This window comes from Pseudonocardia kujensis (assembly GCF_021283305.1).
GTDB lineage: Bacteria > Actinomycetota > Actinomycetes > Mycobacteriales > Pseudonocardiaceae > Pseudonocardia > Pseudonocardia kujensis.
Window position 1 is genome coordinate 217,513 of record NZ_JAJSOK010000002.1, and the last position, 24,708, is coordinate 242,220.

Genomic DNA, 24,708 nt, shown 5'->3' on the forward strand with positions numbered 1-24,708 from the left:
GTCACCTCACCAGTCTGGAGAGCCGCCGGTCGGCCAGGGGTTTGCCGCCGGTCTGGCACGTCGGACAGTACTGGAACGACCGATCGGCGAACGACACCTCCCGAACGGTGTCCCCGCACACCGGGCAGGGCAGCCCGGTCCGGGCGTGGACCCGAAGGCCGGAGCGCTTCTCCCCCTTCAACGAGGCGGCGCGCTGCCCCACGGAGCGGTCCACGGCGTCGCCCAGGACGCCGCGCACCGCGTCGTACAGGACGTCGACCTTGGCCTCGTCGAGCCGCCCGGCCACCGCGTAGGGCGACAGCCGGGCGGTGTGCAGGATCTCGTCGCTGTAGGCGTTGCCGATCCCGCCCAGCACCTTCTGGTCGGTGATCAGGTTCTTGATCCGCTCGGTGCGCCCCGCGAGCAGCGCGCCGAACCCGGCCCGGTCGATCTCCAGCGCGTCGGGCCCCAGCTTCGCGATGCCCGGGACCTCCTGCGGGTCGTGCACGAGGTACACGGCGAGCCGCTTCTGCGTGCCCGCCTCGGTGAGGTCGAAGCCCGGCCCGCCCACGGTGTCGAGGTGCACCCGCAGGGCCAGCGGACCCCGCCCGCTGGGCTTCGGCGGGGTGGCCGCGGCCTGGTCGTGCCAGCGCAGCCAGCCCGCCCGGGACAGGTGCGTGACCAGGTGCAGGCCCGGCTCGTCCTGGCGGTCCTCGAAGTCCACCGAGAGGAACTTGCCGAACCGGCTCGCCCCCGTGACCACCCGGCCGGCCAGCGCCGACACCGGCGGGTCGAAGGTCTTCAGCACGCTCATGCTGGCCACGTCGACCCGCGCCACCGGCCGATACAGGGCGTGGTCGCGCAGGTGCTGGGCGAGTGCCTCGACCTCGGGGAGCTCGGGCATCAGTTGACCGGCTGCAGGGGGCTGTCGGCGTGCCCGGGGGTGCCGCGCTGGCGCAGCGAGAGCACCACCACCCGCATCTCCTCCTGGGCGCGGCTGACCCCGCGGACCTTGCCCACCCAGTGCTCGCGGCCGGCGTCGGAGCCGTAGTGCCCGTCCGTCTCGGCGACGATCTTCCACGGCCGGCGCAGCCACCAGCGGACCGGGAAGAAGCCGAGGATCACGATCGCGGCGAACCAGTAGGCCAGCGGCACGTGCACCTGGGACTGGGCGAGCAGCGGCCACGCCACGATGGCCACACCGAACACGATCAGCGCGCAGACGACCATCACGACGGCCCCACGGCCCCCGTCGACGTCGTGCTCGAACTCGTCGCCGACGGCGGGCGGCGACCAGTCGATGCGCCTGCTGACCTCCCACGTCCGCCCGTCGTTGGCGGTCACGGTCTTCCTCGCCATGCACTCCGCCCGGTCGAAAAGGGTCCCCGACGCGGACCATCGTCCCACACCGGGGGCCTTCGACGCCCCCTCCCGAACGGGTCCCGAGGGGTCGTCGCCCGTCGGACCCGGTGCTCAGCCCGCGGTCCGGTCGGGGGGCGGGGTGGGCTCGTCGGGGCAGGCCGCGGGCACCGGGGTCGCCTCGGGCACGCCCGGCGCGAGGAAGGAGGTGACCACCAGTCGGGCCGGCCCGGTGCCGGTGTTGCGCACGACGTGCGCCACCCCCTCGCCCACGACGGCGACCTGGCCCGGCGCGAGCACCCGCGGGGCGCAGGCGTCGGCCTCCTGCACGGTGACCTGGCCCGAGTCGAGCAGGGTCAGCTCGGTGCCGGGGTGGGTCTCCCAGCCGAGCGCCTCGCCCGGCGCGAGGTCGAGGGTCCGCACGGCGTAGTCGGCGGGGGCGGGGGTCCGGAAGCGCAACGGGACGTCGACGACCCCGCGCCCGACCGTCTGCGGGCCCGTGGGGGCCGCGGGCGCGGCCGGGGCCGCCGCGGGCGTCGGCGCCGGCTGGCCGAGCTGCCCGGGCTGGGCGCAGGCGGCGAGCGCCAGCACGAACGCGAACCCCGTGACCGCACTCCCGATCCGGCCCGTCCGACCCACTGGCACGCCTCCCGTGATCGCTGCGGCGGAGACTAGACGGGGGTCACCAGCGCAGCGGCAGCCGGGTGAGGCCGTTGATGAAGTTCGAGGTCAGCCGCCGCGGCTCGGCCTCGAGCTCCACCTGGGGCAGCCGGGTGAGGAACGCGCCGAGGAACTCCCGCAGCTGCAGCCGGGCGAACGCGGCGCCCAGGCACAGGTGCGGGCCCTGCCCGAACGCGAGGTGGTCGTTGGGCGTGCGGTCGATGTCGAAGCGGTGCGGGTCCGGGAAGCGGCGCTCGTCGTAGTGCGCGGAGACGTGGTACACGACGACCTTGTCCCCCGCCGCGACCGCCTGCCCCCCGAGCTCCAGGTCCCGGGTGGCGGTGCGCCGGAAGGTCAGCACCGGCGGGTGCCAGCGCAGCATCTCCTCGATCGCCGAGGGCAGGAGGCCGGGGTCGGCGCGCAGCCGGGCGTACTCCCCCGGGTGCTCGACGAGCGCCAGCACCCCGCCGGGCAGCGCGCTGCGGACGGTGTCGTTGCCCGCGACGACCAGCAGGAAGAAGAACATCTTCAGCTCGGCGTCGGTGAGCCGCTCGCCGTCGACCTCCGCCTGCACCAGGGCGGTCATCACGTCGTCGGCCGGGTGCCGGCGCTTGGCCTCGGCCAGCTCCTCGGCGTAGCCGAACATGTCCGCGAGCCGGGCGGGCGAACGCGGGTTGACGGGCCGGCCGTCGGCGTCGAGCACGACCTGCGCGTGCTCGGGGTCCTGGTAGCCGATCACCCGGTTCGTCCAGTGCAGCAGCTGCGCGCGGTCCGCCGGCGGGACGCCGAGCAGGTCGGCGAGGTTCTGCAGCGGGAAGTCGTCCGTGACGTCCGCCGGCAGGTCGCAGCTCCCCCGGCCGGCGACGGCGTCGAGCAGCGTGGCCGCCCGCGCGCGGACGGTCGCGGCGAACCGCTCCAGCCGGCGCCGGGTGAAGGCGCCGGTGACGAGGGTGCGCAGCCGGACCTGCTCGGGCGGGTCCATGTTGAGGATCATCCGGCGGATGAACGGCAGGTCGGCCGGGTCGGGGTCGCGGATCTGGGTGGCCCCGAGCGACGACGAGAAGTCGGCCGGGCTCCGCAGCACGTGCCGGACGTCGTCGTAGCGGGTCACCGCCCAGTAGCCCGGCCCGGCGGGCCAGATGCCGACCTCGTGCTCCTCCTGCCAGGACACCGGCGCCTCGTCCCGCAGCCGGCCCAGCGCCTCGTGCGGGACGCCGCGGGCGAACACCCGGGGATCGAAGACGTTCTCCACCACCGTCGGCCGCGCCACGAGGGCACGGTAACCCGGGGCCGTGGTGCGGATCACCACTGTAGAGCGGGTAATCGCTTTGCGCGGAGGCACGCACAGGTCCATGCTTGCGTACAGCAACTCGTTGCGTGATACACACAAAGTCAAGGTAAAGACACCATCAGGAGCAGGCATGACGGCCGACATCGACGGCGCGCCCCCGCTCGTCGACCGGGGCGGCCGAACCGTCGACGACCACGACATCGACGTCGCGGACCGCCTGGTGCACGAGCTGGTGATGCTCATGCGCCTGATCAAGCGGATCGGGCCGGCCTACCGCGGCGCGGAGCTGGAGACGGCGTCCTTCCCGCTGCTCGCGCGGCTGGCCACCGAGGGCCCGCAGCGCTCCGGGGAGATCGCCGCGGCGATGTGCGCGGACCCCTCGACCATCAGCCGGCAGGTCGCCGGCCTGGTCCGGTCCGGGCTCGTCGAGCGCCGCGCCGACCCCGAGGACGGGCGCGCCAGCCTGCTCGCCGCGACCACCGAGGGCCACCGGGTCCTCGACACCGAACGACGGCGCCGGGCCGGCCAGCTCGTCGACGCCCTGGCCGACTGGACCCCCGAGTCCCGCGGCCAGTTCGCCGACCTGCTCGGCCGCTTCGTCGCCGATCTCCACCGCACGACCGAGGGGGACCCCCGATGACCAGCCCACCCGCCGCCACCGCGCCCGCGCGGCCGGCCGCCCCGACCGACCAGGGCGGTGAGCTGTCGCACAAGCAGATCGTGACGATCCTGATCGGCCTCATGCTCGGCATGTTCCTGGCCGCGCTCGACCAGACCGTCGTCTCGACCGCCATCCGCACCATCGCCGACGACCTGGGCGGGCTCTCCCAGCAGGCCTGGGCCACGACCGCGTTCCTGATCACCGGCACGATCAGCACGCCGCTCTACGGCAAGCTCTCCGACATCTTCGGCCGCAAGCCGCTGTTCCTGACCGCGATCTCGATCTTCATCGTCGGCTCGGTGCTGTGCACGTTCTCGACGTCGATGTACATGCTCGCGGGCTTCCGCGCGGTGCAGGGCCTCGGTGCCGGCGGCCTGTTCGCGCTGGCCCTGACGATCCTCGGCGACATCGTGCCGCCGCGGGAGCGGGCCCGCTACCAGGGCTACATGCTCGCCGTGTTCGGCACGTCGAGCGTGCTCGGCCCGGTCATCGGCGGCGTGCTCTCCGGCCAGGCCACGATCGCCGGGATCGACGGCTGGCGCTGGATCTTCCTGGTCAACGTGCCGATCGGGGCCGTCGCCCTGGTCGTCGTGGCGAAGGTCCTCAACGTCCCGCACACCTCGCGCCGGCACCGCATCGACTGGCCGGGGGCGCTGACCCTGGCCATCGGCCTGGTGCCGCTGCTGATCGTCGCGGAGCAGGGCCGGGAGTGGGGCTGGGGCTCCACCTCGGCGATCGTCTGCTACGTCATCGGCGCCGTCGGCCTCGTCGCCTTCGTGTTGTGCGAGCGCCTCTACGGCGACGACGCGCTGCTCCCGCTGCGGCTGTTCCGCAACGGGGTGTTCACCCTGACCAGCCTGGCCGGTGTCGTGATCGGCATGGGGATGTTCGGCGGCATCGCGCTGTTCCCCCAGTTCCTGCAGATCGTGCACGGGGTCACCCCCACGGAGTCCGGCTTCCTCATGCTGCCGCTGGTCGCGGGCATCATGTGCGCCTCCGTGGTGTCCGGCCAGGTCACCGCGCGCACCGGAAAGTACAAGATCTTCCCGATCCTGGGCACCGCGCTGATGGCCGGCGCCCTGGTGATCCTGCACTTCCGGCTCAACGTCGACATCGCGCTGTGGGAGTTCGACCTCTACATGGCGATGTTCGGCCTCGGACTCGGCTGCTGCATGCAGACCCTGGTCCTGGCCGTGCAGAACGCCGTGCCCGCGCGGGACATGGGTGTGGCGACGGCGTCGTCGACCTTCTTCCGGCAGATGGGCGGCACACTCGGGACCGCCATCTTCCTGTCGATCATGTTCTCGACGGTCGGCGACAAGATCACGGCCGCCTTCCGGGGCGACGCCGGGCAGGTCTTCCGTTCCGCCCTCGCCGACCCCGCGCTCGTGGCGAACCCGGCCAACCAGCAGATCGTGCAGGGCGCGCGGTCCGGCGACCTGTCGGCCGCCTCCGGCGTCCTGAACGACTCCGCGTTCCTGCAGCAGATCGACGCGCGGCTGGCCCGGCCGTTCCTGGTCGGGTTCACCGACTCGATGACGCTGACCTACCTGGTCGCCGCCTGCGTGATCGCGCTGGCGTTCGTCATCGTGCTGTTCATCAAGGAGTTGCCGTTGCGCACCATGTCCGGCGCCCAGGCCCGGCTGGCCGAGGAGGCCGGCACCCCGCCCGCCCCCGCGGCCGTGACCGCGGCGGTCGAGCCGATCGAGGAGTTCCGGGCCCTGCACAACGGGCACGCCGGCAACGGGCACGCCCCGGCCGGCCCCGGGACCGTCGGCGCGGCCGTGGCCGCCCGCAACGGCGCCGGTCAGGCGGCGGGCCCCGACGGCGGGCGGCACCATCTCGCCGGCGAGCCCGCGCCGCTGCCGACCGAACCGGCTCCCGCGCCGGCCGGTGTGGGCGCGTCCACCGGGTACGGCCCCGGTCCCGAGGTCAACGGGATCGTGCACCGCGCCGACGGCACCGGGCTGCCGGAGGCGGTCGTGACCGTCACCGACCCGGCCGGGCACCAGGAGGGCCGCGCCGTGACCGGCCCGGACGGCGGGTACCGCATCCCGCTGGCCAACGGCGGCACGTACCTCGTCGTCGCCACCTCCGGCGCCTTCCAGCCGTACGCGGCGATGGTGGCGGTGGCCGACCGGCCCGTGCGCCACGACGTCCCGCTCGCCGGCACCTGCGCGGTCCGCGGCCTCGTCCGCGACGGCGAGGGCACGCCGGTCGACGACGCGACGATCACCCTGATCGACGCGCGGGGCGACGTCGCCGCCACCGGCCGGCCGGACGCCGGCGGTCGCTACCGGCTCGAGGGCGTCCCCGAGGGGCGGTACACACTGACCGTCACCGGCGGGACGTTCGCGCCGGTCGCCGCGGCGGTCGAGCTGCGGACCGGCACGGTGACCGACCACGACGTCGAGCTGCCCCGACGGGCCCGCCTCGTCGGCACCGTGGTGGCCGCCAGCGACGGGCGCGGGGTCGGCGAGGCGCTCGCGACCCTGATCGACGGGCGGGGCACCGTGGTCGCGTCGACCGTGACCGGCCCGGACGGGTCGTTCGTCTTCGAGAACCTGCCCGGCGGGACCTACACGCTCACGGCCAGCGGCTACGCGCCGGTGGCGGCGGTGGTGCAGGTGGGCTCCGGCGGGGTGACCACGGCCGACGTCGAGTTCCCGGCCCCCGCGCGGACCGGCGCCACCCGGAACGGTGCCGTGGCGAACGGCACCGCGCAGAACGGTGCGCAGGACGGCACCGTGGGGACCGGGGCGACGCAGAACGGGACGACGGAGGGAGTTCGATGAGCGACGTGACCGGCAGGCTGATGACCCCGGACGGCTGGCCCGTCACCGGGGGCACGCTGACGGCCGTCGACGCGACGGGTGTGCAGCGTGGCCGCGCCTCGAGCCGCGAGGACGGCGGGTTCCTGATCGAGGGGCTCTCCCAGGGCCCGTACACGGTGATCGCCGCGGCGGCCGGGCACGAGCCCGCCGCGCGCACGGTCCAGGTGGCCGGCGAGCGTTCCACGATGGGCGTGCTGGAGCTGGCCAAGGTGGGCGGGGACGTCCTGCCCATGCCCGGGACCTGGACGATCGACCCGCACCACTCGAGCATCCGCGCCACCGCCCTGCACCTGGGCATGAGCCGGATCCACGGGCGGCTGCGCGGCTTCGGCGGCCGCATCCAGGTGGCCGACCCGCTGGAGAACAGCTCGGTCGAGGTCACGATCGACCCGGGCAGCGTCGACTCCGACGACGCCGACCGCGACGCGCACCTGCGCAGCGCCGACTTCCTCGACATCGACGTCTACCCGGAGATCGGCTACAAGTCCGACGGGCTCGTCCGGATCGACACCCGGCACTGGCGGGTCGACGGGGTGCTCACGCTCAAGGGCGTGAGCGCACCGGTCACGCTCGACGTCCAGTACCGCGGCACCGGCCCGGACCTGTGGGGCGGCACCCGGGCGGCGTTCTCGGCCACCACCGAGATCTCCCGGGACGACTTCGCGATCTCCTGGAACCAGAGTGTCCTCGCCGGCGTGCTGGCGATCGGGCGCACGCTGCGGATCGACATCGACATCCAGGCCGTCCTGGGCTGAGATCCTCTCGCCGTATGGCTCCAGAACGCGTTCTCAGGGGCCTCTCGGGGCGCGTTGTGGAACCACAACGCGCTCTCAGAGGGCTCGCGGAAGCGTCATGGAACCATACTGCGGGGGTCTGAGGGCATCAGAGGGCGGCGGCACTGCCCACGCCGCTGCGGCGGTCGGCGGCGGCCGCGAGCAGGCCGTCGTCCCCCCGTCCGACCGCGGACAGCCGGCCCAGGGCCCACGGGCCCGCGTCGGTGACCCGGTGGCCGCGGCGGGCGAGCTCGTCGATCGTCTCCGCCCCGAGCCGGGACTCGACGACCAGCCCCGCCGGCTCCCACCCGCGCGGCGCGAACGAGGCCGGGAACGACGTCGTGTGCCAGGCCGGGGCGTCGATCGCCGCCTGCAGGTCCAGCCCGGCCCGGGTGTGGGCGAGCAGGAAGCACAGCTGCCACTGGTCCTGCTGGTCGCCGCCGGGGGTACCGAAGGCGATGCGGGGCTCGCCGCCGCGGAGGCCGAGGCTGGGCGAGAGGGTCGTGCGCGGGCGCCGGCCCGGCACCAGCGAGCTGGACAGGCCCTCCTCCAGCCAGAACATCTGCGCCCGGGTCCCGAGACAGAACCCCAGGTCGGGAATCGTCGGCGAGGACTGCAGCCAGCCGCCCGACGGCGTCGCGGAGACCATGTTCCCCGCCGCGTCGACGACGTCGATGTGCACCGTGTCCCCGCGGGCGACACCCTGCCCGGTCAACGTCGGCTCGCTCGGCGCGGGCTCACCGGTGGCGGCGCCCGCACCCAGCCGGGCCACCGTCGGCTCGCCGGTGCCCGGGCCCTCGGTGCCCTTGCCGATCGGCCGGTCGTGGTCGGTCGCCAGCGCGGCGAGCCGGGGGTCGCGGCCGCCGGGCGAGCCCGGCCGCAGCGCGCGCGAGGCGAGCTCGCCGATCAGCCGGCGGCGAGCCGCCGTGTAGTCCTTCGCCAGCAGGTCGGCCATCGGCACCGGGGCGCTGTCGCCATACCAGGCCTCCCGGTCGGCGAAGGCGAGCTTGGCGGCCTCGGCCGTGGTGTGCACGGTGTCGGCGGTGGCGACCCCGTCGGTGTAGGCGAGGTCGGTGTCGTCGAGCAGGCGGAGCGTCTGGGCCAGGACCGGGCCCTGCGACCACGGGCCGCACTTCGCGACCTGCCAGCCCGCGCCGGCGTCGACGACCAGGGCGTCCTCGTAGGTGGCCGACCAGCCGGCCAGGTCGTCGGCGGTGAGCACGCCGGCGTGGTCGTGCCCGGTCTCGTCGCGCACCGGCGTACGGCAGAAGCGGTCGACGGCCTCGGCGACGAACCCGCGGTACCAGGCCGCCCGGGCGGCGTCGATGCGCGCCTCCCGGCTCGGCCCCTGCGCCTCGCCGAGCAGCCGCTCCCAGGTCGCCGCGAGCGCCGGCAACCGGTGGGAGCGACGGGGGATGCCGCCGTCGGTCAGCCACTGCGCGGCGGAGCCCGGCCAGTGCCGACGGAAGTGCTCCGCGACGGTCGCGATCGTGGCCGGGATCCGCGGGACCAGCGGGAACCCGCCGGCGGCGTAGCCGAGCGCGGGCGCCAGGACGTCGGCCAGCTCCCAGGTGCCGTGGTCGCGCAGCAGGGTGAGCCAGGCGTCCCACGCGCCGGGGACGGTGGCCGCGAGCAGCCCGGTGCCGGGGACGATGGTGCAGCCCTCGGCGCGGTAGTGGTCGATCGTCGCCCCGGCCGGCGCGACGCCCTGTCCACAGAGCACCGCGGGCCGCGGGTCGGCCGCGGTGGCGAACACGATCGGGACCTCGCCGCCGGGGCCGCACAGGTGCGGTTCCACGACCTGCAGGACGAACCCGGCCGCGACGGCGGCATCGAAGGCGTTGCCGCCCCGGGCCAGCACGGTCAGGGCGGTGGAGGTGCCGAGATGGTGGGTGCTCGCGGCCGCGCCGGTGGGGCCGAGCTTCTCGTACGTGCGGGGTGCCACGCTCCCACCCTCGCACCGGCCGGCCACCGACGCCGACCGGAGGGCCGTCCCGACAGCAGGATCCGCCCACGACCGCCCGTGCGCGGTGGCCCCGTGAGCAGGGCGGGCCGGACCCACCCGCACGCATGATCACCGCTGGGGACCGCAGAGTGCCGGATGTGGCTGCCTTCGGTCCGAACCGACGATCACGACCGTCGAAGCACGGGCCCGAAGCAGCGCTGGAGAATCAGCACCTCCTTTCGCGGGCGGTCCTCGGCCGGTCCGCGGCGGAAGGGGTCGCGGCCGGGAGATCAGAACAGGGTCGGGGCCAGCACACCCTCATGGGCGAGCAGCCACTCCTTGGTCGCGCGGCCCCCGCCGAACCCGCCGAGCCCGCCCGCGGCCATGACCCGGTGGCAGGGCACGACGACCGGGATCGGGTTCGAGCCCATGATGGAGCCGACCCCGCGGGCCGCGGTGTAGCCGTGGCCCTCGTAGGCCCCGCTGAGCGCGGCGAGCTCCGCGTAGGTCGTGGTCGCCCCGTACGGGACGTGCGCGAACAGCGCCTGGAGCACGGTGCGCTGGGTGCCGTGGGTGAGCCGCCAGTCCAGCGGCAGCTCGAACGTCCGCCGCCCGCCGGCCAGGTACTCCGCGAGCTGCGCCGCCGCCGGGGCGGTCCCGCGCGGGTCCTCGACGGGCTCGGCGCCCAACCGCGCTGCGGCGGCCAGCGCGCGCTCCGGCACCGCCCCGAACCCGACCAGGCACAGGCCCGCCTCGCTCACCGCGACGGTGAGCGCCCCGATCGGCTCGGGCGCGGCGACGGTCCCCCAGCTCAGCTGCACCCGACCAGCATGCTCCGGTCCTCCCGGCACGCGCCGGCGGATTCCGGACACGGTCACAGCTCCGACGCGAGCGGGACCTCGTCGACCGCGCGGGTGGTCATCCACTCCCGCAACGCCTGCGTGGCCAGCACGTCGTCGGTGTTGTAGTCGAGCAGCCGCAGGCGTTGCGCCGGGTCCGGCGGGGCGCCGTCCATGCCCACCGCGTCCCGGTACCAGCGCATCGAGTTCTCCCCGCCGGCCTCCGGGTCCCGCCAGCTGAACCCGGCCACCGGGGCGATCTTCTTCAGCCCCTTGCCCTGTGCGCACAGGAACCACTCGTTGACCACCGCGAACAGGTCGACCCACCACTCGGCGGCGATGAACGCGCGGACCTCCTCGACCGGTGGGACGCCGGGCATGCCCGCGAACCGGGTGGCCGAGGACAGCAGCCAGCGGTTCTCGGCCTGCTCGTTGTAGCAGTAGGCGGCGAACGTGCGGCCGGTCCGCTCGGCGGCGGCCCGGACGCCCGAGAGCCAGGTCCAGAACTCGGCGAAGGAGCGCCCCTCGTCCGGTGTGGGGACCGGTTCCCAGGTGGCGAACGCGCGGTAGCCCTCCGGCTGGTCGCCCTCGCGCCGGCCGCCCGGGTACGACAGCGCCGCGCCCCAGAGGTAGGCGCCGGACTCGCCGAAGCTCTCCATGTCGACGTCGACCTCGACGTCCGCCCGGTAGACCGGCACCCGCTCCACCCGGCGGGCCACGGCCAGGCCGCGCCGCCAGCCCCGGGCCAGCGCCACGACGTCCGGGTACGGGGTGCCGGGCAGCGGCACGGGCGGCTCGGCCCGCGGATCCAGGTCGGCCAGCTCGTCGACCGTGCGGATCCCGATCTCGCGCAGCGCCACCGCCGTGTCGCCGCGGACGACCAGGCTCACGTCCCGCTCCGCGGTGAGCCGCGCCTCGCAGGTCGGCCACCACGGGCACCGCCGGCACTCCAGCACGCGCGAGGGCTCGGCCAACGGCTCGGCCCCGGTGGCCGCCGCCAGGGCGACGGCCGCGCGGTCGGCGAACCGCTCGTCGTACTCCTCGAGGGTGCTGCGGTCGCCCGGCCAGTGCCCGGCCCGCAGGTCGTGCCATACCACGACGTCGGCGTCGAGGCCGACGACCCCACCGCGGGCGGCGCCCTCCACCTCCGCGGGCGGGGCCCAGCCCGCGGTCCGCAGCATCCGCGTGAGGTGCGCGAGCCGCAGCAGGTCCCGCGGCTGCGAGCGCACCTTCCGCTCCTCGTCCACCACCGCGCGCTGCGGGAACGGCGCGGTCAGCGGGGTGGTGGCCGCACCGGCGCCGGGATCGGTGATCCGGTGCCGCACGACGATCACGGGCACGTACCCGCCGCCGGGCACGCGCACCAGCAACTCGGCCGAGCCGCGCCGGCCCGCCGGGTCGACGGGCAGGACGGCCCCGCCGATCACGCCGGCGCCCGCGGCGACCAGTTCCCCGGTCAGCCGGGCGCGCTCCGCCGCGGGCAGGCCCTCCGGCACCGCCCGCCACGCCGCGGGCTGCGCGCCGGCCACCGCCTCCGCGATCCGGGCACGGTGCTCCCGCACGTCCGCCCGGCGCTGCTCCAGCGCCGGATCGGGCAGGGCCCGCGGCGCCGAGGCCGCCGACGGGTCGTGGTCCAGGTGCACCCGGCGCCGGCACCGGGTGGTCGCCGCCGCATCGAGCAGGGGGACACGGGTTCCGCCGTGGGGAGCGGGCGCCGACCCCTCGCCGCGCCCGGGCACGGGGCCACCGGGGCCCGCCTGCCCGCCCGCACCGCTGATCGTCGCCGTCACACACCCGAGGGTAGAGACCGACACCGACAACTCCGCGTCCGCCACGGCGCGCCACGCCCTCTAGGCTGCCGCTGATCACCGGAAACGGGTACGCGACGCGGGAGGCACCGGAGACATGGCACTGCGACGAGGTGGGTCGCCTGCCGCCGCGAAGGCCACCAAGGTCGAGAAGAAGGCCGCGAAGGCGGCGGACAAGGCCGAGCGCAAGGCCCGCAGGGCGGCCGAGCAGGCCGGCGACCCGGTGAGCCGGGCCGCCGGGACCGCGCTGGCCGCCGTCGAGGCCGTGACCTCGGACAAGCCCGGGCGCAAGGCGGCGAAGAAGGCCCGCAAGGAGGCCGGGAAGGCGCAGAAGGCGCTCTCCAAGGAGGCCGGCACCGCCGCCCCCAAGGACCTCACGCCCGCGAACACCAAGCGGCTCATCGCGGTCGGGAAGGCCGTCGCGCCGCTGCTCGCGCCCTACGCGATCGCCGCCGGCGCGGTCGCCCGGGAGCAGTGGGACACCTACCGGGCCCGCCGGCTCGGCGTGCCCGCGGACCAGCTCGGCCGCTACAGCGGCCGCGGGGGCGCGCTGCACGCCCGCATCTCCCGTGCGGGCGAGGCCCTCACCGAGCTGGAGACCTCACCCGACGCCGGCCCGGCCGCGACCTCGTTCGTCCGCGAGATGCGCCCCCGGCTCGCCGACCTCGCGGTGGCCGTCCGGGCGGCCGAGCAGATGCCGTCCGGGCGCCGCCGCACGGCGTTCCGCGCGGTCGCGGGCGAGCTCGACCGGGTCGAGGACCAGCTGCTCGACCTCCTCGGGATCCGCCCGTAACCGGACCCACACCGCCGCCGCGCCGGGCCTCGGCTACCGTCTGTGCCCATGCAGTCCCGGCCTGGCCCGTTCGGGGCCGGCCCACCGACCGGTCCGACCCCCGCGCGGGTACTGCGCGGGGCCGTCCTGGCCTCGCTCAGCACCCTGTTGACCGCCCTCGGCCACCTGGCGGGGGGCGGCACCCTCGGCGACCTCGGGCTGCTCGTCGTGCTGCTCCCGCTGCTCGCACTGGCCGTCACGTCGACCGCCGAGCGGGTCCGCGGGCCGGTCGGCACCCTGCTGGTGCTCGGCGGCGGCCAGGTGGTGCAGCACGAGCTGCTCGTGCTCCTCGGGCACGACCACACGGGCGTCGCGTCCGGTCCGCAGATGCTGGCGGGCCACGCCGTCGCCACGGTGCTCTCCGGCCTGCTGCTGCGCGACGTCGACCGGCTGCTCTCGGCACTGGCCCGGGCGCTGCGCCGGATCCTGCCGCGCCGGTCCGCGCCGCCGCCCGCCGACGCCCCGCTCCGCACGCTCGCCGTGCCCGCGGCCGGGGTGGCCGGGCACGTCCGCCGCGCCGTCGTCGGCGCCGTCCTCCGCCGGGGTCCACCGGCACCGGGTCCGATCCCCGCCACCTGATCGCACCCGCCGGTCCCCGAGGGCCGGTCCGCACCCCGCGCGCCGAAGCCGGCGCGCCGAGAGGACAAGACCGTGTTCACCCGCACCCGCCGTACCGCGCTGCGCGCGGCGGCCGTCACCGCCGCCGCCGGCGGCCTCCTCCTCGCCGGGACCGTCCCGGCGTTCGCGCACGTCACCGCCCAGCCCAGCACCGCCGAGCAGGGCGGCTACGCCGTGATCTCGATGCGCGTGCCCAACGAGTCCGACACCGCGGGCACCACCAAGGTCGAGGTCACCTTCCCGACCGACCACCCGATCACCTCCGCCCGCACGACCCCGCAGGCGGGCTGGACGGCCGAGGTCACCAAGGGCGCGCTGCCCGCGCCCGTCGACGTCAACGGGCAGCAGGTCACCCAGGGGGTCCTGAAGGTCACCTGGACCGCCCAGCCGGGCACCCGGATCGGGCCCGGCCAGTTCGTCGACTTCCCGCTGTCGCTCGGCCCGCTGCCGACGGGCACCGACCAGCTGGTCCTGCCCGCCACGCAGACCTACGACGACGGCCGCGTCGTCGCCTGGGACGAGCCGAGCACCCCGGGCGGCGCGGAGCCGGAGCACCCGGCCCCGACCGTCACCCTGACGCCCGCCGCGGCCGGCGGGCACGGCGGCCACGACGGCGCCGCGGCCGCGGGCACCGAGCAGACGGCCGCGTCGACGACCGACACCACCGCCCGCTGGCTCGGCGGCATCGGCCTGCTGCTCGGCGCGCTCGGGCTCGGCCTGGGCGGCGGGGCGTTGCTGCGCAGCCGTCGTCCCGCCCCGACCCCGGCTCCGAGGACCGACGAGGACAAGGTGGGGAGCGACACGTGATCCGCCTGGCCCGTCTCGCCGCCGCCGGCCTGCTCGCCGGGCTCGTCCTGCTGCTCGGTGCCACCCCGGCCCTCGCGCACGCGGAGTTCGAGGGCAGCGACCCGGCCGACGGCGCCAGCCTGGCCACCGGGCCGCAGAAGGTCACGCTGACCTTCAGCGACACCATGCAGCAGGGCTTCAACACGATCACGGTCATCGGCCCGGACGGCGCGGACTACGTCGACGGCGAGGTCCAGGCCCAGGGCGACTCGGTCAGCGCGACGCTCGGGCCGCTCGGCCCGGCCGGCCGCTACGAGATCGGCTACCGCGTGCTCTCCGACGACGGCCACCCCGTCTCGGGCAAGGTCGGGTTCACCCTGACCACGGCCGGGACGGGCACCGGGCACGCCGCCGCGGCGACGCCGTCGGCCGACGCGGCCCCGAGTGCCGCCCCGGCGGCGCAGGCGGCCCCGGCCGAGTCCGGCGGCATGCCGGTCTGGCCGTGGATCGTGGGTGCCGTGGTGCTGGTGGGCGCCGGGGTGGCCGTCGCGATGCGGCTGGGCCGGTCGTGAGGCACCGGGACGACCGCACGGGCCGGGCCTGATGGGGGCGCCGACCGCGAGCCGGGGTCTGTCCGCCGAGCGGGCGGCCCCGCTCGTGTGGGCCGCGCTCGCGGTCGGTGCCGCCCTGCTCGCCGCGGTTCTCGCCCGGTCGGCGGGGATCACCCTCGCGGCCACCGCCCTCCGGGGCCTGACGGACGCGGCCGCGGTCGCCTGCGTCGGGCTCGGCCTGGTCACCGTGCTGGTGCCGACCTCGGCGCGCGACGCCCGCGGCACCACGGTGATCCGGCGGGGCGACCGCGCGACGGTCGTGGTCGCGGGCGCGTGGCTCGCCGCGGTGCTGGTGTCGGTCGCGGTGCGCACGGCCGAGGCGGTCGACCGCCCCCTCGGCGCGCTCACCGCGGGCGACGTCGGCGCCTTCGTCACCCGGGTCGCCGCCGGCCGCGGGACCGTCCTGACGGCGCTGTGCGCGGCCGCGGTGCTGGGCTGCGCGATCGCCCGGATGCGCAGCCCGGAGTCGGTGCCGGGGCGGGTCGTGCTGGTCGCGGCCCTGCTCGGGTCGCTCACTCCCGCCGTCACCGGCCACACCGGCTCGTCGCCGGAGCACTCCCTCGCGGTGGTCGCGGTGGCGTTCCACGTCGGTGCCGCCGCGTTGTGGGTCGGCGGGCTCGGCGTGCTGCTCCTGCTCGTCGCGCCCCACCGGGCGCTGCTCGACAAGGGGCTGCCCCGCTTCTCCCGGATCGCCACCGTGTGCCTGGTCGGCACCGCGGTGACGGGTGTGGCCAATGCGCTGCTCCGGCTGCCCGCCCCGGGCGACCTGGTCACCAGCAGCTACGGCGCGCTGATCCTCGCGAAGACCGGGCTGATCGTCGTCCTGGCCCTGCTCGGCGGCCTCGCCCGCCGGCGACTGCAACGGGGCACGCTCCCCGTCCTGCGATGGGCCGGGGTGGAGGTCACGGTCATGGCGGTGACCATCGGGGTCGCCGCCGCCCTGAGCCAGACCGCCCCCTGATCCCGCGGCTCGCGCGGCTCGCGCGGCTCGCGCCCTGGGGCCGCGGCTCGCCGAGCGTGACAGGAGCGCTGCCGCCCCCACCGCCACGTAGCGCTCGGAATGATCACTCAGCGGCGACAGTGACGGTGCTGCTGTCGTCGCAGCGATGCAGTGACGCCCGGATGGATCTTCCGGCCTGTCGAGGCACTGTGAGAGCGGCCGCGGACCTGCGGGACTCCCACAGCCCACACGCGGCTCCAGTACCACGACTCCCGCACCACGCCCGACCATGATCAGCAAATGTGGAGCGCACCCGGCGCTCACCGTGCACTCCGCTCCGCACCTCGCGATCAGAGCCGGACGCGAGCGCGGGACTCCAGCCGCCCGCATGCGGGTCCCTGCACCACGACTCCCGCCCCCCCGATCATGATCGGCGGATGCGGAGCGCGCCTCGCGCTTCACCGCGGACTCCGCTGCTCACCTCGCGATCACAACCGGACGCGGTTGCGGTGCGTCAGCCGCTCTGCAGCGGCTCCTGCACCACGCCTCCCGCGATGACCCCGCGGGGATCGTCTGCACCGGAGGGGGTCCGCGCTCATCGCGGGGTGCGCTCCTCGTTCGTGATGGTCGACGGTGGATCGGGAGCCGGGGTGCGCTCCTCGACCCGCGATCTTCGATCAGCGCTGCCGGGAGCGCCGGCCCTGGCCGCGCGGGCGAACGGGGGCAGGGGTAGCCCAGTGGGCCGGTGGCTCGAACCCGGCGGGCAGGCGGGTCGTGGTGTCCCCCTGCGCCGCGGTGAGCTGCGGCGGCACCAGGAACAGCACCCCGCGCAGGTCCGCACCCTCCAGCCGCGCACCCCGGAGGTCGGTGCCCGTCACGTCGGCGCCCCGCAGGTCCGCCCCCCGCAGGTCGGCACCCAGCAGAAGCGCGCCCCGCAGGCTCGCCCGCCGCAGGTCCGCGCCGCGCAGGCGGGCACCGACCAGGTCGGCGCCGCGGTGGTCCGGCCCGTCGCCGCGCGCTGCTTCGCTCGCCGCGACCAGCAGGGGGTTGACGGCGCGGCGGTGGGCCTCGACGTCGAGCGCGGCCAGCTCCGCGGGGTCCAGGCCCGCGAGCTCCTCGGTCCGCGCGATCGCCGCACCGAGGTCGTCGGCCAGGCCACCGCTCGCCAGCGAGTGCGCCTCCACCAGGTAGCACAGCAGCTCGTGCAAAGTCCTGAGCTGCGGGAACGCGGCGAACACCGACGCGCGGTCCCCGGTGCGCCAGTCCGCCCGCGCCGACAGCGCCTGCCCCGCGCCGAAGCAGTCGAAGACGGTGCAGCCGACCATGCCGCGCGGCCGCAGCTCGGCATGCACCCCGCAACGGGCGTCGTCCTGCAGATGTCGGCACGGGGTGCCCGCCGGCTTGGCGAACGCGAAATCGGTGGAGCGCGCGAACGCCGGCGCCACGCAGCACAGCCCGGTGCAGCGGCCGCAGTCGGCGCGCAGGTCGGTCAGGTCGAGCACGTCCGCCCACGGTACGCGGGCGGCTCAGCCCGCCCGGTACGTCTCCAGGAGCCGCAGCCACACCTCACCGATCGTCGGGAACGACGGGACCGCGTGCCACAGCCGCCCGAGCGGCACCTCGCCGGCGATCGCCACGGTCGCGGAGTGCACGAGCTCGGAGACGTCCTGCCCCACGAACGTGGCGCCGACCGGCACCTCCCGCGCGGTGTCGACGACGAGCACCGCGGCGCCGTCGTAGCGGTCGGCGTGCAGCGACGACCCCGCGACGGCGATGTCGATCTCCACCGTGCGCACCGGGATCCCCGCCCCGCGCGCCTGGTCGGCCGTCCTTCCCACGTGCCCGATCTCGGGATCGGTGAACACCACCTGCGGCACGGCGTGGTGGTCCGCCGTCATCGCGTGCTCGCCCCAGGCCCCGGTGTCGAGCCTGGCCCCGCTCGCCCGCGCGACGATCGCGTTGCCGGCGATGCGCGCCTGGTACTTGCCCATGTGCGTGAGCGGCGCGCGGCCGGTGACGTCGCCGGTCGCGTACAGCCAGCCGCCCTCGACCCCCTGGACCAGGCCCGAGTCGTCGATCACGAACGGCTTCCCGGGCTCCAGCCCGACGCTCTCGGCCCCGACGTCGCCGGTCCGCGGGCGGCGCCCGGTGGCGACCAGCAGCTCGTCGACCTCGATCGTCTCGCCACCCACCGTGAGCGCGACGGCGTCGCCGGACTTGGCCACGCCGTCGAGCCCCTGCCCGAGCCGCAGATCGATCCCGTCGGCCCGCAGCGCCTCGGCCACCTTCTCCCCCGCGACGGGCTCGGCCGAGGTCAGCAGCCGGTCGCCGCGCACGAGCATCGTGACCTGTGAGCCGAGGCGGGCGTAGGCCTGCGCCATCTCGCAGCCGACCACGCCGCCGCCCAGCACGCCGAGCCGGCCCGGCGCCTCGTCCGCCGAGGTCGCCTCGCGCGACCCCCAGGTCCGGACGGTGTCGATGCCGTCGACCGGCGGCGTGACGGGGGCGCTCCCCGTCGCGACGACGACGGCGTGCCGGGCCCGGTAGACGTCGTCGCCGACGGTCACGGCCCGTTCCCCCGCGAGCCGCCCGTGCCCCCTGACCAGCGTGATCCCGGCCGACGCCACCCATTCGGCCTGGCCCGAGTCGTCGCCGCGGGAGGTGAAGGTGTCCCGGCGCGCGAACACGGCCTTGGGGTCGAACTCGGCGGTCACCCCCGGCAGCCGGCGCGCGGCGGCGACCGCGCCGGGGGTGCGAAGCAGTGCCTTCGACGGGATGCAGGCCCAGTAGGAGCACTCCCCGCCGACCTTCTCGGCCTCGACCAGCGCCACCGACAGGCCCCCGCGGTGGGCGTAGTCGGCGGCGTTCTCCCCGACCGGGCCCGCCCCGATCACGATGACGTCGAACTCGTGCTCGCTCACCCGAACTCCTCCCGTCCCGACATCGCGGGATAGCCCGCGGCGGCCCGATCATGCCCGGGTGCGCCGGGGTCGCGGCAGGACCGGCCCGACCGGGGGCCTGCCGTCATTCCTGGACGGCCACGACGGCCTCGAGGATGTCGGTGTCGCCGCCCATCAGCTCCAGGGTCAGCCCGGCGGTGCCGGGGGCCTGGAGCAGCGCGGCGAGGACGGCCGCGGTGTCGTCGCGGGTGATCGCGGTGCGGTCGAGGTGGCTCTTCGACAGCGCCACCCGGCCGACGCCGGGGTCGTCGGTCAGCGGGCCCGGGCGGACGATCGTGAGGTCGAGGTCCGGCCGGGCGCGCAGGGCGTCCTCCGCCGCCTTCTTGGCCCGGATGTAGGCCACCCAGACCTCCCCGCGGTCCGGGTCCGGCTCCTGGTCCACCCCGGTCGACGAGATCAGCAGGTAGCGCCGGACCCCCGCCTGGGCCGCGGCGTCGGCCAGCAGCTCGGCCGCGGCCCGGTCGACGGTGTTCTTGCGCTCGGCGCTGCTGCCCGGGCCGGCGCCGGCGGCGAAGACCACCGCGTCGGCGCCCCCCAGGTGCGGCGCCAGGTCCGCCGGCGCCGCCTGCTCGAGGTCCACCACGGCCACCGCGGCTCCCGTCGCCTCGACGTCCGCGCGGTGGTCCGGGTTGCGCACCACGCCCACCACCTCGTCGCCCCGGTTCGCCAGCAGCGTGGCCAACCGGAGCGCGATCTTGCCGTGTCCTCCCGCGATGACGGTCCGCATGGGCGCGACGCTAGCGGCGCTCGCGCAGGTCCGCCGTTCGACGGCCTCCGTGCGTTCCACGTGGAACCAACACGGCGGGATCGGGCTCCGCTCCTCCCCCGAAGGGCAGGCCGTCGCAGGATGAGACACCCGGCCGGACGCGCTCCCCGCCACCCGTTCTCTTCGCGTCACTGCAGCTCAGCGGGCTGTCGATGGACTTCTCATGATCGCTTCGCCGCACCGGGTGAACACCGTGCGCGCCCGATTCGCCCTTTTTCTCGCATGGCGGAATGTGCCGCCTTGTGACACCGCACACCGTGATCGACGGTGATCGGGACCACAGCGGCACCGACTCCGAGGAGGTACGGGCGTGAAAGCCGTCCGGGTGCACGAGTACCACTCCGATCCGAAGATCGACGACATCCCTGAGCCCGAGCTCCAGGGCCCGCTCGACGTGATCGTCAAGATCGGGGGCGCCGGCGTCTGCCGTACGGACCTGCACATCATCAACGGGGACTGGGCGGCGGCGCAGAACCCCACGCTGCCGTATGTGATCGGCCACGAGAACGCCGGCTGGATCGAGGCGGTCGGCGACGGGGTCACCAACGTCGCCGTGGGCGACACGGTGATCCTGCACCCGCAGCCGTCGTGCGGGCTCTGCCTGGCCTGCCGCCGCGGTCGGGACATGCAGTGCGAGAACGCGTTCTTCCCCGGCCTGTCGAACAACGACGGCGGCATGGCCGAGTACCTGCGGACCACCGCACGCGCCTGCATCAAGCTCGACCCGAACACCAACCCGGCCGACGTCGCCGCGCTGGCCGACGCGGGCATCACGGCCTACCACGCGGTGCGCAAGGCGGTACCGGACCTCTACCCCGGCACCACCGCCGTGGTCCAGGGCGCGGGCGGGCTGGGGCACATCGCGATCCAGACGCTCGCGGCGATCACGGGGACCCGGATCGTCGTCGTCGACAAGAACCCGGACGCGCTCGCGCTCGCCAAGCAGATCGGGGCCGACGAGACCGTCCAGGCCGACGGCAACCACGTCGACGCCGTCAAGGACCTCACGAACGGCCGCGGCGGTGACGTGGTGTTCGACTTCGTGGCCGAGCAGGGCGCCGAGCTGGACGCCTGGCAGATGACCGCCCCCGCGGGGTCCCAGTACATCCTCGGGTACGGCGGTGAGTTCAAGGCCCCGACGCTCGACTTCGTCGGCGGCGAGAAGAACGTCATCGGCAACATCGTCGGCACCTACGCCGACCTCACCGAGCTCATGGTCCTGGCGCAGGCCGGGAAGGTCACCCTGCACACCAAGCAGTACCCGCTGGACGCGGCGCTCGACGCCCTCCACGACCTCGACGCCGGCCGGGTCCGCGGCCGGGCGATCCTCGTCCCCTGATCCACCCCCTCTGACCAGCACCGATGCTGACGGAAGGAACCACCACATGTACGAGAAGGACGGCGAGAAGTACTTCATCGTCGATGCGCACAGCCATTTCTGGGACGCGTCGAAGGAGAACTGGGTCGAAGGCAAGGAGCAGTACGCCAAGGGCTGGATCGACTGCTTCTACGGCTACCACCAGCTCGGCCCGCCCGAGACCCACTGGGACTGGGAGAAGTACCTCAAGGTCACGCCCGAGGACTTCGAGCGCGACATGTTCATCGAGGGGCACGTCGACCACGCGATCTTCCAGTCGACCTACCTCAAGGAGTGGTACAAGGAGGGCTTCAACACGATCGAGCAGAACGCCCAGCTCCTGGACCGCTGGGGCGACAAGCTCATCGTGAACGGCCGCTTCGACCCGCGTGAGGGCGACGCCGGCATGAAGCAGCTCGAGGCCGACGCGAAGAAGTACAACCTCAAGGGCGTGAAGCTCTACACCGCGGAGTGGAACGGCGCCTCCCGCGGGTACAAGCTGACCGACCCCGAGGCGTACGAGTTCCTCCAGGCCGCCCAGGAGCTGGGCATCAAGAACGTCCACGTCCACAAGGGCCCGACGATCTGGCCGCTGGACAAGGACGCCTTCGACGTGGCCGACGTCGACCACGCGGCCACGGACTTCCAGGGGCTCAACTTCATCGTCGAGCACGTGGGCCTGCCGCGCATCGAGGACTTCTGCTTCATGGCGGTGCAGGAGCCCAACGTCTACGCCGGCCTCTCCGTGGTCGTGGGCGGCCTGATGCACGCCCGCCCGAAGTTCTTCGCCAAGGTCATGGGCGAGCTGCTGTTCTGGGTCGGCGAGGACAAGATGACCTTCGGCTCCGACTACAACATCTGGACGCCGAAGTGGCAGGTCGAGGGCCTGGTCGACTGGCAGATGCCCGACGACGACCAGTTCGCCGACTACCCGCGGCTCACCACCGCCTCGAAGAAGAAGATCCTCGGGCTCAACGCCGCCAAGCTCTACGACATCCCGGTGCCGGCGGAGTGCCAGCTGCCGACCTCGGCCGACGAGCCGATGCAGCCGGGCGAGGAGCTCGTCGAGGACAAGGCGGGTGCCCAGGCATGACGGATCTGCCCGCCGAGGTCTGGCGGGCGCTGGGGACGGTGCTCGACCCGGAGCTGGACGAGCCCATCACGGACCTCGACTTCGTCGAGTCGTGCACCGTCTCCCCCTCGGGGGAAGTCACCGTGGGGTTGCGCCTGCCGACGTTCTTCTGCGCCCCCAACTTCTCCTTCCTCATGGTCGCCGACGCCTACGACGCGGTCTCGGCGGTCCCCGGGGTCACCCGCGCGGTGGTCTCGCTGGCCGACCACCACGCGTCGGAGGAGATCAACGGCGGGGTGGCCGCACACGCCGGGTTCGTCGGCTCGTTCGAGGGCGAGGCGACGGCGGAGCTCGACGAGCTGCGGCACGTCTTCCTCGCGAAGGCGGCGCTGGCCGGGCAGGACCGCCTCGCGCGGCCGCTGGTCGACGAGGGTCTCGGCCCGGACGAGCTCGCCGAGCTCACCCTGGCCGACATCCCGGACTCCATGGAGCTGCGCCGGCTCCGGGACCGGCGGATGGCGATCGGGCTGCCCTACGAGAACGACGCGCCGCTGCTCGTCCACCCGGACGGCAGCCGGGTCACGTCCGCCCAGGTGCCGCTGCACCTGCGGCGGGCACGGCTGCAGCGGGTCGGGATCGAGACCAACGGCGAGTACTGCAAGTCCCTGCTGAAGACGCGCTACTCGGAGGAGGCGAAGGCCAGGGCGTGAGTCGCTGAGCGACGACCGGGGTCCCGCGGGGGTGGTGGCCCCGGTCCGTCGTTCTCCGGGCTGGTCGAGCACCGGATCATCGGGCTAACTTTGATGCAGCTGGATCAAAGGAGATCTGATGCCCCTCGCGCCCGACCTGCTCGGCACCCGCGGCGAGCCCGCGGAGTTCGCCTGGACCCGTGACGACGTGCTGCTCTATGCACTCGCCGTCGGCGCGGGACAGGAGGACCCGCTCGACGAGCTCGCCCTCACCACGGACAACACCGAGGGCCTCGCGACCCTCGCGCTGCCGACCTACGCCGCGATCGTCACCCGGGGCGGCGGCGTTCCGCTCGGCCACATCGACCACACGAAGCTCGTGCACGCCGAGCAGTCCGTGCGGCTGCACGCACCGCTGCCGGTGGAGGGCCGCGCGCGGGTGACCGCGCAGGTCACCGGGGTGTACGACAAGGGCAGCGGGGCGCTGGTGGAGACCACCTGCGAGGCCGTCGACGCCGCCACCGGCGCGCCGCTGGCCACCACCGTCGGCTCGGCGTTCATTCGCGGCGAGGGCGGGTTCGGCGGCCCGCGCGGCGGGGCACAGGCACCGCCCCTGCCGGACGGCCCGCCGGACCACGAGATCCCCTTCGCGACCGCGCCCAACCAGGCGCTGGTCTACCGGCTGACCGGGGACCGCAACCCACTGCACACCGACCCCGCCTTCGCGGGCCGCGGCGGCTTCGACCGGCCGATCCTGCACGGCATGTGCACGTACGGCTTCACCGCCCGCATCCTGCTCCGGACCGTCCTCGACGGCGACCCGGCCCGGTTCGGTGCGATCGAGGGCCGGTTCACCGCACCCGTCTACCCCGGCGACCGCCTCACGGTGTCGATCTGGCGGGACGAGACGGGCGGGGCGGCGTTCCGCACGACCCGGGACTCCGACGGCGCCGTGGTCCTGGACCGCGGCCTCCTGAAAGCGGCGGCGTGACGGGGGTCCTCGAGGGGCGGGTCGCGGTCGTCACCGGCGGCGCGAACGGGATCGGGGCCGCGATCTGCCGGCGCTTCGCCGCGGAGGGCGCGGCGGTCGTCGTCAACGACCTGGGCGGCGGGACGGACGGCAGCGGTGCCGACGCGGGCCGGGCCGTGGCGGTCGCCGCGGAGATCCGGGCCGCGGGCGGCCGGGCCGTGGCCGACGGCGGCGACGTCTCCGACACCGCGACCGGCACCCGGCTGGTGGAGACCCCCGTGCACGAGTTCGGCGGCCTGGCCGTGGTGGTCAACGCCGCGGGCATCCTTCGCGACCGGATGATCTTCAACATGTCCGACGCGGAGTGGGACGACGTGATCCGCGTGCACCTGCGCGGGCACGTCTCCGCCTCCGCGCGGCGGCCGCGCACTTCCGCGCCCAGCGCCGGCCCGACGGCCACTTCCGGATCGTGAACTTCACGTCGCACTCCGGACTCGAGGGCTCGCCGGGGCAGGCCGCCTACGCCGTCGCCGAGATGGGGATCGTCGGGCTGACGTACTCGCTGGCCCAGGGGCTGTCCCGGTACGGCGTAACCGCGAACGCGATCGCGCCGGCCGCCGCGACCCGGCTCGTGGCCAGGGTGGCGGAGAAGGACTGCGCGGTCGCGGACCGGCCGCTCGACGGCGACCCGGTGCGGTCCCCGGCCAACATCGCCGAGCTGGCGCTCTACCTGGCGAGCGAGCGGTCGGCCTGGTTGACCGGACGCGTGCTGGGCTCGGTGGGCTTCGAGGTGAGCCTCTACGCGAACCCGACGGTCGTGGCCGAGGTCCACTCGGACGGACCCTGGTCCTTCGACGACCTGGCCGCGGCACTGGAGAAGGACGTCCGGGCCGTCGCGGACGGCCTGCCGCCCAGCCTCTTCGCGGACCAGATCGCCCGGCGCTCCTGACGCCGCGTG

Annotated in this window: 24 protein-coding genes; 14 read left to right on the plus strand and 10 right to left on the minus strand. The window is 74.9% G+C overall.

Features of this window, described 5'->3' with window-relative positions; translation table 11 throughout:
- Position 1 precedes the first annotated feature (1 nt).
- From LWC35_RS02680 to LWC35_RS02695, 4 genes are all read right to left on the minus strand, one after another.
- Positions 2-883 (minus strand): Fpg/Nei family DNA glycosylase, encoded by an 882-nt coding sequence (locus LWC35_RS02680; protein WP_232868246.1) that lies wholly within the window; start codon positions 881-883, stop codon positions 2-4.
- Complete coding sequence (locus LWC35_RS02685; RefSeq protein ID WP_232868247.1) at positions 883-1,323, minus strand: hypothetical protein; 441 nt, start codon at positions 1,321-1,323, stop codon at positions 883-885. Before LWC35_RS02685 ends, LWC35_RS02680 begins: the two co-directional genes overlap by 1 nt.
- A 129-nt stretch (positions 1,324-1,452) precedes the next feature.
- Positions 1,453-1,983 (minus strand): cupin domain-containing protein, encoded by a 531-nt coding sequence (locus LWC35_RS40075; protein ID WP_232868248.1) that lies wholly within the window; start codon positions 1,981-1,983, stop codon positions 1,453-1,455.
- A gap of 37 nt (positions 1,984-2,020) precedes the next feature.
- Positions 2,021-3,268: a cytochrome P450 gene (locus tag LWC35_RS02695; protein WP_232868249.1), complete on the minus strand. Its 1,248-nt coding sequence runs from the start codon at positions 3,266-3,268 to the stop codon at positions 2,021-2,023.
- A gap of 151 nt (positions 3,269-3,419) precedes the next feature.
- Here LWC35_RS02695 and LWC35_RS02700 point away from each other — a divergent pair, with 151 nt between their 5' ends.
- The 3 genes from LWC35_RS02700 to LWC35_RS02710 are packed head-to-tail and all read left to right on the plus strand — an operon-like array spanning position 3,420 to position 7,539.
- A complete protein-coding gene (locus LWC35_RS02700) occupies positions 3,420-3,929 on the plus strand; it encodes a MarR family winged helix-turn-helix transcriptional regulator (protein WP_232868250.1) in 510 nt (169 codons plus the stop codon).
- A complete protein-coding gene (locus LWC35_RS02705; protein WP_232868251.1) occupies positions 3,926-6,745 on the plus strand; it encodes an MFS transporter in 2,820 nt (939 codons plus the stop codon). Before LWC35_RS02700 ends, LWC35_RS02705 begins: the two co-directional genes overlap by 4 nt.
- A complete protein-coding gene (locus LWC35_RS02710) occupies positions 6,742-7,539 on the plus strand; it encodes a YceI family protein (RefSeq protein ID WP_232868252.1) in 798 nt (265 codons plus the stop codon). Before LWC35_RS02705 ends, LWC35_RS02710 begins: the two co-directional genes overlap by 4 nt.
- Before the next feature lie 127 nt (positions 7,540-7,666).
- Here the strand turns inward: LWC35_RS02710 and LWC35_RS02715 are convergent, their stop codons facing one another.
- The 3 genes from LWC35_RS02715 to LWC35_RS02725 form a co-directional block, all read right to left on the minus strand.
- Positions 7,667-9,502, minus strand: a complete 1,836-nt coding sequence (locus LWC35_RS02715) for a gamma-glutamyltransferase family protein (RefSeq protein ID WP_232868253.1) — start codon at positions 9,500-9,502, stop codon at positions 7,667-7,669.
- Positions 9,503-9,792: 290 nt separating this feature from the next.
- A complete protein-coding gene (locus LWC35_RS02720) occupies positions 9,793-10,323 on the minus strand; it encodes a methylated-DNA--[protein]-cysteine S-methyltransferase (RefSeq protein WP_232868254.1) in 531 nt (176 codons plus the stop codon).
- Positions 10,324-10,376: 53 nt separating this feature from the next.
- Positions 10,377-12,023 (minus strand): TM0106 family RecB-like putative nuclease, encoded by a 1,647-nt coding sequence (locus LWC35_RS02725; protein ID WP_269803501.1) that lies wholly within the window; start codon positions 12,021-12,023, stop codon positions 10,377-10,379.
- 223 nt (positions 12,024-12,246) lie between these two features.
- Here LWC35_RS02725 and LWC35_RS02730 point away from each other — a divergent pair, with 223 nt between their 5' ends.
- From LWC35_RS02730 to LWC35_RS02750, 5 genes are all read left to right on the plus strand, one after another.
- Positions 12,247-12,942: a DUF6474 family protein gene (locus tag LWC35_RS02730; RefSeq protein WP_232868255.1), complete on the plus strand. Its 696-nt coding sequence runs from the start codon at positions 12,247-12,249 to the stop codon at positions 12,940-12,942.
- Positions 12,943-12,990: 48 nt separating this feature from the next.
- A complete protein-coding gene (locus LWC35_RS02735) occupies positions 12,991-13,560 on the plus strand; it encodes a hypothetical protein (RefSeq protein ID WP_232868256.1) in 570 nt (189 codons plus the stop codon).
- A 72-nt stretch (positions 13,561-13,632) separates the two neighbouring features.
- Positions 13,633-14,406 (plus strand): YcnI family copper-binding membrane protein, encoded by a 774-nt coding sequence (locus LWC35_RS02740; RefSeq protein ID WP_232868257.1) that lies wholly within the window; start codon positions 13,633-13,635, stop codon positions 14,404-14,406.
- A gap of 5 nt (positions 14,407-14,411) precedes the next feature.
- Entirely contained in the window at positions 14,412-14,957 is a 546-nt protein-coding gene (locus LWC35_RS02745) for a copper resistance CopC family protein (RefSeq protein WP_269803503.1), read from the plus strand.
- A 31-nt stretch (positions 14,958-14,988) separates the two neighbouring features.
- Positions 14,989-15,957 (plus strand): CopD family protein, encoded by a 969-nt coding sequence (locus LWC35_RS02750; RefSeq protein ID WP_232868258.1) that lies wholly within the window; start codon positions 14,989-14,991, stop codon positions 15,955-15,957.
- Between the two features lie 656 nt (positions 15,958-16,613).
- Here the strand turns inward: LWC35_RS02750 and LWC35_RS02755 are convergent.
- The 3 genes from LWC35_RS02755 to LWC35_RS02765 form a co-directional block, all read right to left on the minus strand.
- A complete protein-coding gene (locus LWC35_RS02755; RefSeq protein WP_232868259.1) occupies positions 16,614-17,438 on the minus strand; it encodes a pentapeptide repeat-containing protein in 825 nt (274 codons plus the stop codon).
- Between the two features lie 24 nt (positions 17,439-17,462).
- Positions 17,463-18,857 carry a dihydrolipoyl dehydrogenase family protein gene (locus tag LWC35_RS02760; RefSeq protein ID WP_232868260.1) on the minus strand — a complete coding sequence of 465 codons (1,395 nt, stop codon included), beginning with the start codon at positions 18,855-18,857 and terminating at the stop codon, positions 17,463-17,465.
- 103 nt (positions 18,858-18,960) lie between these two features.
- The gene (locus LWC35_RS02765) at positions 18,961-19,623 is read right to left on the minus strand and encodes an NAD(P)H-binding protein (protein WP_232868261.1); all 663 of its coding nucleotides are present in this window, start codon (positions 19,621-19,623) and stop codon (positions 18,961-18,963) included.
- Positions 19,624-19,972: 349 nt separating this feature from the next.
- Between LWC35_RS02765 and LWC35_RS02770 the strand changes: the two genes are divergently transcribed.
- The 6 genes from LWC35_RS02770 (at position 19,973) to LWC35_RS38885 (ending at position 24,699) form a co-directional block, all read left to right on the plus strand.
- Positions 19,973-21,001, plus strand: coding sequence for an NAD(P)-dependent alcohol dehydrogenase (locus tag LWC35_RS02770; protein ID WP_232868262.1), 1,029 nt, complete (start codon positions 19,973-19,975; stop codon positions 20,999-21,001).
- 46 nt (positions 21,002-21,047) lie between these two features.
- Positions 21,048-22,112, plus strand: coding sequence for an amidohydrolase family protein (locus LWC35_RS02775; RefSeq protein ID WP_232868263.1), 1,065 nt, complete (start codon positions 21,048-21,050; stop codon positions 22,110-22,112).
- Complete coding sequence (locus LWC35_RS02780; RefSeq protein ID WP_232868264.1) at positions 22,109-22,801, plus strand: iron-sulfur cluster assembly protein; 693 nt, start codon at positions 22,109-22,111, stop codon at positions 22,799-22,801. Before LWC35_RS02775 ends, LWC35_RS02780 begins: the two co-directional genes overlap by 4 nt.
- 118 nt (positions 22,802-22,919) lie before the next feature.
- Positions 22,920-23,771 carry a MaoC/PaaZ C-terminal domain-containing protein gene (locus LWC35_RS02785; protein ID WP_232868265.1) on the plus strand — a complete coding sequence of 284 codons (852 nt, stop codon included), beginning with the start codon at positions 22,920-22,922 and terminating at the stop codon, positions 23,769-23,771.
- Positions 23,768-24,223, plus strand: a complete 456-nt coding sequence (locus LWC35_RS38880; RefSeq protein ID WP_308194446.1) for an SDR family NAD(P)-dependent oxidoreductase — start codon at positions 23,768-23,770, stop codon at positions 24,221-24,223. The genes LWC35_RS02785 and LWC35_RS38880 overlap by 4 nt, the downstream gene beginning before the upstream one ends.
- Positions 24,220-24,699 carry an SDR family oxidoreductase gene (locus LWC35_RS38885; RefSeq protein WP_308194447.1) on the plus strand — a complete coding sequence of 160 codons (480 nt, stop codon included), beginning with the start codon at positions 24,220-24,222 and terminating at the stop codon, positions 24,697-24,699. Before LWC35_RS38880 ends, LWC35_RS38885 begins: the two co-directional genes overlap by 4 nt.
- Positions 24,700-24,708 lie beyond the last annotated feature (9 nt).

Excerpts from the sequence above, each read along its gene's own strand:
- LWC35_RS02680 (WP_232868246.1), bottom strand. The coding sequence starts at position 883 with ATGCCCGAGCTCCCCGAGGTCGAGGCACTCGCCCAGCACCTGCGCGAC.
- LWC35_RS02700 (WP_232868250.1), top strand. The coding sequence starts at position 3,420 with ATGACGGCCGACATCGACGGCGCGCCCCCGCTCGTCGACCGGGGCGGC.
- LWC35_RS02705 (WP_232868251.1), top strand. The coding sequence starts at position 3,926 with ATGACCAGCCCACCCGCCGCCACCGCGCCCGCGCGGCCGGCCGCCCCG.
- LWC35_RS02710 (WP_232868252.1), top strand. The coding sequence starts at position 6,742 with ATGAGCGACGTGACCGGCAGGCTGATGACCCCGGACGGCTGGCCCGTC.
- LWC35_RS02730 (WP_232868255.1), top strand. The coding sequence starts at position 12,247 with ATGGCACTGCGACGAGGTGGGTCGCCTGCCGCCGCGAAGGCCACCAAG.
- LWC35_RS02735 (WP_232868256.1), top strand. The coding sequence starts at position 12,991 with ATGCAGTCCCGGCCTGGCCCGTTCGGGGCCGGCCCACCGACCGGTCCG.
- LWC35_RS02750 (WP_232868258.1), top strand. The coding sequence starts at position 14,989 with ATGGGGGCGCCGACCGCGAGCCGGGGTCTGTCCGCCGAGCGGGCGGCC.
- LWC35_RS02765 (WP_232868261.1), bottom strand. The coding sequence starts at position 19,623 with ATGCGGACCGTCATCGCGGGAGGACACGGCAAGATCGCGCTCCGGTTG.
- LWC35_RS02775 (WP_232868263.1), top strand. The coding sequence starts at position 21,048 with ATGTACGAGAAGGACGGCGAGAAGTACTTCATCGTCGATGCGCACAGC.
- LWC35_RS02780 (WP_232868264.1), top strand. The coding sequence starts at position 22,109 with ATGACGGATCTGCCCGCCGAGGTCTGGCGGGCGCTGGGGACGGTGCTC.
- LWC35_RS02785 (WP_232868265.1), top strand. The coding sequence starts at position 22,920 with ATGCCCCTCGCGCCCGACCTGCTCGGCACCCGCGGCGAGCCCGCGGAG.